General features: G+C 45.0%; 2 protein-coding genes. Both read right to left on the bottom strand.

All coding sequences use genetic code 11. From position 1 onward, the window contains the following. Nucleotides 1-251: 251 nt before the first annotated feature. Entirely contained in the window at nt 252-872 is a 621-nt protein-coding gene (locus ACSV5M_RS21740) for a hypothetical protein (protein ID WP_439178950.1), read from the bottom strand. Beyond that, on the bottom strand, nt 872-1,459 hold a 588-nt coding region (locus ACSV5M_RS21735; RefSeq protein WP_439178949.1), incomplete at its 5' end, for an RHS repeat-associated core domain-containing protein. The genes ACSV5M_RS21740 and ACSV5M_RS21735, both read right to left, overlap by 1 nt.

The raw sequence follows: 1,459 nt of genomic DNA, 5'->3' as shown, positions 1-1,459 counted from the left end.
ATCTTTGCTATTTGCCCTGACTCGGCGTGATACGCGTAGTCGGTTTGATTACCTTTTCCATCGCGCGTCCAGGTAGGTCTGTTCAGTGTAACCACCATTTAAACGGCGGTTACTTATCAAAAAACCGGTGATGCAAGGGTGTTTGGTGTTGACGGCGGAGTGATGAACAAACTCAAACGTTTATAAAAACAAAACCCCAGGCAGCGGGCTGGCCGGGGGGGGGGGGGGGGGGGTTGGAAGATTGCATAAATTTAATGCGCTATCTTTTGTAAGAATGGAATCGCAAACCCTTCAAAATAGTCTTTCTTTTTAGCGAGAAAGCTTTCTGTAAATTCGCGAGCCTCTTCAATTCGCCCCATCAGATAAAGGCAACTTGCTCCTCGCTCTGGATAAGCACCAAGCATATCCACACGTTCTTTCAACAAAGGCAGTAAGGCTTCGTAATTTGCAAGTGACTTTGAATAAGGCAAGCCGTAATCAAGATAAAGTTGAGCCAGCCGCTTGGCTTCCTCTTCGATATTTGCTTCACGCGTAAATTCAAATGCAGGAACGTTGGGCACCAACTCCCCCATATGAACTGAATAAGTTGCAACGCCTCGATTATATTTGCTCGGATATTTCCCAACTTTCAATGAGGTCCATAGCTTCTCAATTGCAACAGAGTGAATACCTATAAAAGGGTTTACCTCTATATACTCATCATATAAGCCAGTATTTAAGCCCACCCATCCATGAAAATTTTTATCTAAAGGCCAGTCAACATCTTCTTTTCGATAGCGAGTAAATCCAACAGCGGCAAGTGCCTCATAGCATTTAATACGCACATGTTGTTTAAAGCTTGCATCGCAAGGTAAAGTATTTTGAGAATTCATCAATTGTTACATCTCCGATCAACTGAACAGCCTGTCATTGTTGTTGGCTGCCCTGGAGTTAAACCAGCATCTTTAGCATTTTGACCCACTGGCGTTACTTCTCGTCCTGCATTTATATCGTCGTGGAGTTTTTGTTGTCCTGAGGAAAGTTTCGCATCCCCGGACTTAACTTCTACTACTTCTTTATTTTTGGTCACAATGTCGGCCCGCGTCGTTGTTCCGTCATTTGTTTTAAAGGTCACCTGTTTTCCGGCAACTTTATCGCCTAATTCTTGAGCCACAGCCTTCTCTGCTTTAGCTCCGTTTTCAACATTTTTGGCGAGACGTTCAGCCCGAGTTATTGCGTTAACATTGCCACGCCCCCCGCCGCCAATACGAATGCCACCTCGGGGTACACCTCCCCCTCCTCCAATCTCAAGCCCCCCTTTTGTTGTAGCACAAAGAACATCACAATTAAGATTAACTATTGCCATTCCCGTGGGATCGACCAGATTCACCGGATCATTCCCGACATACGCATACATATTCATCTGGTCTGCGTAAAAAATCGGATCAGTCTGCAAAAAGCGTCCAAGCTTTGGATCGTA

This window comes from Cellvibrio sp. ARAG 10.3 (assembly GCF_051846955.1).
Taxonomy (GTDB): domain Bacteria; phylum Pseudomonadota; class Gammaproteobacteria; order Pseudomonadales; family Cellvibrionaceae; genus Cellvibrio.
Note: the sequence above shows the minus strand (reverse complement) of the source record. Positions and strands in the feature narration are given on the sequence as shown.